Genomic DNA, 7,081 nt, shown 5'->3' on the forward strand with positions numbered 1-7,081 from the left:
AGACTCCATGCTGGGAAAGATGGGCGTTTCCTGCGCGATATTCGACCCCGTTACGAACACAATGGGCAGAAAGATAACTCTTACGGACGATGAATACGCGAACCTGGATCCGCAGATATGCTCCGACGGCGAACGCGCTTACATAACCTATATGAAGCGCGATCTTACGAACAGGGACGTAAGACTTCAGGATGCGGACGACCTTTTAGACTTCACGGGAACGTACTCCGTTATGGCCTGCATAACGATCGACGCGGGCTACGGCGCCGTAGTGCCCGACGGAGGGGGCAATCACGAACGCTACAACACCATACAGCATCCAACGATAATTGACCCGCTCGTGCTGGATTACAACACGGCTGCAGTAAAGGTGGGCGAAGGAAGCTGGATGCTTGAGACTTACACGGTCGATACGGACGGGAATATTAACGACACAGCAGAGGACAGAGAGCTTTATCTTGCAATAACGAGCGTATCGAACAATGTTAAATACCGCCCCATACGCATAATGACTAATGCCGAAAGCCCCTCTGCGCCCAAGCTTACGAGACTTGGCGATGAGGTGTGGCTGTCGTGGCTGTCCGAGGGATACGTCTTCAACATGGTAAACGTGACAGACCTGCTTTCAGCGTTATTCGATCCGACGAACGACACGGAGGAAGATTCCGTACAGCTAGATACTTACGCTGTAGCCTCTGCATACTGGGAGGCAGACGCCTCCGATTGGAATTGGTACAAGAAGACGGCGTCCGACCTGAATATGACAGATGAGGAATTTGAGGACAGCATTTACGATGACCTTTCGCGCGGAGAGCTTCGTACGTACAGCACTACCTTCTGGAAAGACGACGCACTCCAAAGCGCTGGCGACTCCTACAGCCTCGTTTCCGACGGCACGGACGTATATATATTCTTCACGGCATACGATCAGGATCCCGATTCTTCGGGAATGGATCTGTGCGCGCTTCGCTTCCAAAATGACGGCGAGAGCGTGGGATTCGGCAGCGCGGTAAGACTCACCAAGGGCGACCGCGTATTCGACGAGCTTGATATCACCATGACGGATGACAGCAGGGCGGCAGTCGTTGCAAACTGCTATGACAACCTGAACGACGGAAACGGCGGAGTATACAGAAGCGACAACTCGCTCGTGCTTCTCAATCTGCTGCCCACATGCACCCTTGCGGTGCCGAAGGGATCGTGCTCCGTTTCGGGAGAGCTCTTCCCAGGCGGCGTTGCGAATGTAAGCTTCGTGCTTGAGAACAGCGGACTGTTGAACGCGGAAGGCTATGACGTGACTGCGACGCTCATTTCAGGCGGCGAACGCACCGAGCTCGGTCGTATTACGAATGCGGAGCCTGTCATGGGCGGCGAGAGCGTAAGCCTTGATATCGGATGGGAAGTGCCGGGAGACGTTTCGGGCGCAAAGATAGAGATCTTGGCTTCGGCGCTCGATGAGAACGGAGAAGTTATTGGAGGACGCGCAGTTACGGTGATAGACGTGCCCGACGCGGTACAGCTTGAGGTTAAGGATCTTGACGTAACTCGCGGAGAAAATAACGGCGACGCGCATCTTACCGCGACAGTAAAGAATACAGGCAGCAAGGCGTCGTCCGAAGTTGGGGTAGATCTTGAGCTTTGCAGACAAAACGGCAGCGTGCTTCGCACGATAGACGCAGGCGGAGCGCCGACGCTTTCGCCCGGCGAGGAAAAAGCGATAGATATTTACTTCACACCTCAGGAATCGGAATACAACAGATACGATTATATTGACTTAAGACTCACGGCAGTATCTTCGGAGGACAGCGATACTTCGTATGCAATGCTTATAAAATCGGATCTCTACACCGCCGACATAAACGAATCGGGCCCCGAGCCCGAACCTGTGCCGCTGCCGAGCGACGGAGGAGGCGGCGGTGGAGGCGGCTCCTCCGCCGCAGCCAACGCTGTAAACACGGCGTCTTCTGACGAATTGCAAAACGGCAGCGTAAGCATAAGCAGTAAGAGCGCAAGGGCAAATGACACGGTAGTCGTTACGGCATATCCCGATGAGGGATACCGCACCGCAGGCGTGAGCGTTACCGATGCAAGCGGCAGAGAAGTCCCCGTTACTGATAACGGCGACGGAACTTACTCGTTTACGATGCCCGAAACGGCGGTGACCGTAACGCCCGAATTCGTAAAGGCAGGCGATGCGGACGCTTCTGATGTAAGCGTAAGATTTGCAGACGTGAACGCGGACGCATGGTACTGCGATGCAGTGCAATGGGCAGTTGATAACGGGATCATGAACGGCGTGGCAGAGATCTTGTTTGCGCCGGACGACAGCACGACGCGCGCTATGGTAGTTACGATGCTGTGGCGTTTTGCAGGCAAGCCCGAGGCACAGGCGCCTTCGGGATTTACGGACGTGCCAAAAGAAAGCTGGTACTCGGAAGCAGTCGCATGGGCGGCCGAGAGCGGCGCGGTCAAGGGTATCACGGAAGATACTTTCGAGCCCGACACTCCGGTGACGCGCGAACAGCTCGCGGCCATACTTTACCGTTACGCAAAGGCGCAGGGCAAGGGCTTCGTAGGCATGTGGGCGTTCCCGCTTGGATACGCCGACGCGGATAAAGTCTCCGAATACGCTTACGAGCCGCTCTGCTGGATGACGATGAAAGGCATAATAAACGGCATTGACGGGGAGACGCTTGCTCCCGCAGCCGACGCGACGCGCGCGCAGATAGCCGCGATATTCATGCGCTTCTTTGAAGAAATGGCAAGCGAGGCAGATCAGACGGCCGAAGTTTTCACGGTCGAATGAAGAAACAAGCTTAAAAAGGCCCGGACCGAAATAACGGTTCGGGCCTTTTGCTTCAGGTCGAGGCGCTTTTTGCGCCTTCGCTGCCTTGCGCGGACGCTTTCGTTGTGGTAATATAAATAAATAACGCCAAAACGCCGTGCAGATTACGGCGCGCGCGAATATTTCGGCGCGGTATGGCGCATAATAAAGACTTAAGTTTATTTTATCAATATGGAAAAGAGGTAACCCGTATGGCAAAGAAGCAATTTAAAACAGAATCAAAAAAGTTGCTCGATATGATGATAAACTCGATATACACGCATAAGGAGATATTTTTAAGAGAGCTTATCTCAAACGCGAGCGACGCTATTGACAAGCGGTATTTCCGTTCGCTTACCGACTCGAAAGCGGCGCTTTCGGGCGGCGAATACGAGATACGCATCGTCGCTGATAAGATAAGCCGCGTACTTATGATATTCGACAACGGCTGCGGCATGACAAAAGAAGAGCTTGACTTAAATCTGGGCACGATAGCAAAGAGCGGCTCGTTCGATTTTAAGAACGACTCCGAAAGCGAGCAGGAGGGCGCGGACAAGATAGATATTATCGGTCAGTTCGGCGTGGGCTTTTACTCGGCTTTCATGGTAAGCTCCGAGATAACGGTTGAAACGAAGGCCATAGATTCCGACGAGGCATATCGCTGGAGATCGTCGGGCGCGGACGGATATACGATAGACGCGTCGAATAAGAGCGACGTCGGAACGATGATAACGCTTCGCTTAAAGGAGAACACCGAGGACGAAAATTACGACGAATTCCTTGACGAGTGGAAGATAAAGGACCTTGTAAAGAAATACAGCGACTATATCCGCTATCCCATTCGCATGAGCGTTACGAAGTCGCGCAAAAAAGAGGGCAGCCCCGACGACAAGCCGGAGTTTGAAAGCTACGTCGAGGACGAAACTTTAAACAGCATGGTGCCGCTTTGGAAGCGTCCCAAGGGCGAGGTGAGCGACGAGGAATACGCTGTGTTCTACCGCGACAAATTCTACGATTACGAGCCTCCGCTCAAGGTAATACGCCAAAAGACAGAGGGCGTATCGAATTACGAGGCGCTTTTATTCATACCCGCACACGCGCCCTACGATTATTACAGCACGGAATACGAAAAGGGACTGAAGCTCTATTCGAGCGGCGTGCTCATCATGGATAAATGCAAGGACCTTCTGCCGGATCATTTCGGTTTTGTTGCCGGCCTCGTTGACAGCGCCGACCTGTCTTTGAACATCTCCCGCGAGATGCTGCAGCACGACAGGCAGCTTAAAAGCATAGCGAAGGCAATAGAGAAGAAGATAGGCTCGGAGCTTTCAAAGATGCTTGAAAATGAGCGCGATAAGTACGAGCAGTTCTATAAAGCGTTCGGCCGTCAATTAAAATTCGGCATGTACAACAACTTCGGCGCAAACAAGGACAGCTTAAAGGACCTTATACTTTTCGCGTCATCGTTTGAGAAGAAAAACGTCACCTTCAAGGAATACGTTTCGCGCATGAAGGAAGACCAAAAGAAAATATACTACGCTGCGGGCGACAGCATTGAGCAGATAAGCCTGCTTCCGCAGGTAGAGGCCGTTTTGGAGCACGGATACGAGGTGCTTTATCTTACCGACGATATAGATGAGTTCGCGCTTCAGATACTTCGCACTTACGACGATAAAGAGTTCTCCAACGTATGCCAGGATAATCTTGATCTTTCGACAGACGAGGAAAAAGAGAGCTTAAAGGCGGAAAACGAGAAGAACGCGGAGCTTTTCGCGTTTATCAAAGAGAGCATAGGCGATGGCGTTCATGAGGTGCGCTTTACGAATACGCTTAAGAACCACCCCGCCTGCATATCGAGCGAGGGCCCCGTTTCGGTCGGCATGGAAAAGACGTTGAGTCAGATGCCGGGCTTCGAGGAGGGCAGCATAAAGGCCGAGCTCGTGCTTGAGATAAGCCTTACGCATCCTATCGCGGATAAGCTGAGATCGCTTTTTGAAACGGATAAGGACAGACTTGCAAAGTACTCGAAGATTTTATACGCGCAGGCTCGCCTTATAAGCGGAATGGAGCTTAAAAACGCCGCCGAGGTGGGCGCGCTCGTATGTGAGCTTATGGTAGAATGACGAAACGCATCAACGCGGCAAATATTGTTACAAGCATAAGAATTTTGCTTTCCGCCGCATTGCTGTTTTTCCCGGCGCTGTCTATGGCTTTTAACTTTATTTACATCGCTTGCGGAGTTTCCGATATGATTGACGGCGCAATAGCGCGGAAAACAAATAACGTAAGCGCGTTCGGTGCAAAGTTCGATACTTTCGCCGACATAATATTTGTTGCGGTATGTATGATAAAGATCCTGCCGGTATTAAGTATTCCGAGCCTTATTTATATTTGGGTCGCCGTCATCGCAATAATGAAGATACTCAACTTGGTCACGGGCTTTATAAAACAGAAAAAGTTTATAGCGGTACATTCTGTTATGAACAAGGTAACGGGGATGCTATTGTTTCTTTTCCCGCTGACATTGCCGTTTATTGATTTGAAATACACGTTGCCCATCGTATGTACAGCTGCAACGATCGCGGCGATTTGGGAAGGGTATCTTATCAGAACAACCAAGACGTCAGAATAATAGAAGAGCATATAAAAAATACCCGCCGCGGTTTTGCGGCGGGTATTTTTCGGGGCGTTCAGCCTTCGATCAATATGGTCTTCTTTTCGGGGAGGGGCTTTGCGTCCTTCTTCGGTACGGTGAGGTAGAGCACGCCGTTTTCAAACTTGGCCTTTATGTCATCCTCGGTGAGATTCTCGCCGATATAAAAGCTTCTCTGCATCGTGCCCGAGTAACGCTCTCTTCTTATAAGCTTGCCCTCTTCGTTTTTGTCCTCGTTATCAACATTTTTCTGAGCCGTAACGGTGAGATAACCGTTTTCAAGGCTGAGCGAAAGCTCATCCTTTAAGAAGCCCGGAAGATCGATATCGATGGCGTAACGATCGTCATGCTCGCGCACGTCGGTGTTCATGACGTTGGAATTATTTGCGCCGTAAAGCTTTTTGTCGATGTCGTAAAAATCATCGAAAGCGGGGAAGCGCATCCAGTTGTCGAAAAGTCTGTCTCTGAAAATTGCGGGTAACATTTTAATTTCCTCCTTTATAATTGAAACATTATTAACAATACTAAAGCACATCGGACGTTTGACTTTCTCTGTCCTTCGTACGATTACATTATAGCACTATTATCAGCGCTGTCAATAGGTGAGTGCTAATTTAATTGTAAACAATTTATTAACTCTCCTTGTTATTTTAAAAAGTATTTAAGACGCCTTAAAATGCTATTTTCCCAGCGGGAAGACTTTTATAATATTATGCGGCGCACTTCGTTTTTTATGCGCCTTATCATTACCGCTGTTGTTTTCGGCGAAAAAATGTGATAATCTAATGCGTAACAAAAGAAGTTAGGAGAAAAGACCGATGAAAAATAATAAAAAAACAGCTTTAAAAAGCTTTGTCGCCCTTGCACTGTTTGCCGTGCTCTTTTTTGTGTCAGGGTTTTCGGCGATGGGAGCGGGCGCAAGCTTTGGCGATGTTTCAGCCTCGGATTATTACTGCGATGCAGTTAACTGGGCTGTGGATATGGGCATAACGACAGGCGTTTCCGACACTATGTTCGCTCCCGGCGAAACGTGTACGCGCGCTCAAATGGTAAGCTTTTTATGGCGGGCTGTGGGAAAGCCCAAGGCGGGCTCGAACGCGCCCGTGTTTTCGGACGTCTCGAAAAGCGATTACTACTATACCGCAGTAATGTGGGCGGCGGGGCACGGTATAACGCTGGGCGCTTCCGACGGCAGGTTCGATCCCGACGGCTCCTGCACGCGCGCGCAGGCCGTAAGCTTTATTTACCGCGCGATGGGCGAGCCCAAAGCGGGGGCGAAAGCAAGCTTTTCGGATGTGAGCGCGGGAGCTTATTATTATAACGCCGTAATGTGGGCAAGCGGCGAGGGAGTGACCGTGGGCACCTCTAAAAATACGTTCAGCCCCGATAAGGTCTGCACAAGAGCGGAGATAATCACGTTCCTTTACAGAAGCTATAACGCATTTATGGCGTAATGAAGTAAAAGGGTCTGTCCCAAAATTTGTGTAAAGCCCGAAGCATGGTGTAAAACAGAGCAAAAATAATATATTGCGGGAGGGCGGATTATTCCGGCCTCCCTTTCTTGCAGTATAAGCGGGAACGGAATGCATGTCAAGGGCGGCGGC

General features: G+C 50.6%; 5 protein-coding genes. 4 read left to right on the top strand and 1 reads right to left on the bottom strand.

Annotated elements, in window-relative coordinates; translation table 11 throughout:
• From IJG50_01055 to IJG50_01065, 3 genes are all read left to right on the top strand, one after another.
• A partial coding sequence (locus IJG50_01055) for an S-layer homology domain-containing protein (protein ID MBQ3378435.1) occupies positions 1 to 2,806 on the top strand: 2,806 nt, incomplete at its 5' end.
• A gap of 230 nt (positions 2,807 to 3,036) precedes the next feature.
• Positions 3,037 to 4,947 (top strand): molecular chaperone HtpG, encoded by a 1,911-nt coding sequence (gene htpG / locus IJG50_01060; protein ID MBQ3378436.1) that lies wholly within the window; start codon positions 3,037 to 3,039, stop codon positions 4,945 to 4,947.
• The gene (locus IJG50_01065; GenBank protein ID MBQ3378437.1) at positions 4,944 to 5,456 is read left to right on the top strand and encodes a CDP-alcohol phosphatidyltransferase family protein; all 513 of its coding nucleotides are present in this window, start codon (positions 4,944 to 4,946) and stop codon (positions 5,454 to 5,456) included. Before htpG ends, IJG50_01065 begins: the two co-directional genes overlap by 4 nt.
• Positions 5,457 to 5,514: 58 nt before the next feature.
• Here the strand turns inward: IJG50_01065 and IJG50_01070 are convergent, their stop codons facing one another.
• Complete coding sequence (locus IJG50_01070; protein MBQ3378438.1) at positions 5,515 to 5,961, bottom strand: Hsp20/alpha crystallin family protein; 447 nt, start codon at positions 5,959 to 5,961, stop codon at positions 5,515 to 5,517.
• A 334-nt stretch (positions 5,962 to 6,295) separates the two neighbouring features.
• On the opposite strand from IJG50_01070, the gene IJG50_01075 reads away from it, so the two are divergent.
• Positions 6,296 to 6,931: an S-layer homology domain-containing protein gene (locus IJG50_01075; GenBank protein ID MBQ3378439.1), complete on the top strand. Its 636-nt coding sequence runs from the start codon at positions 6,296 to 6,298 to the stop codon at positions 6,929 to 6,931.
• Positions 6,932 to 7,081: the final 150 nt, after the last annotated feature.

The organism is Clostridia bacterium (assembly GCA_017405765.1).
Classification (GTDB): domain Bacteria; phylum Bacillota; class Clostridia; order Oscillospirales; family RGIG577; genus RGIG577.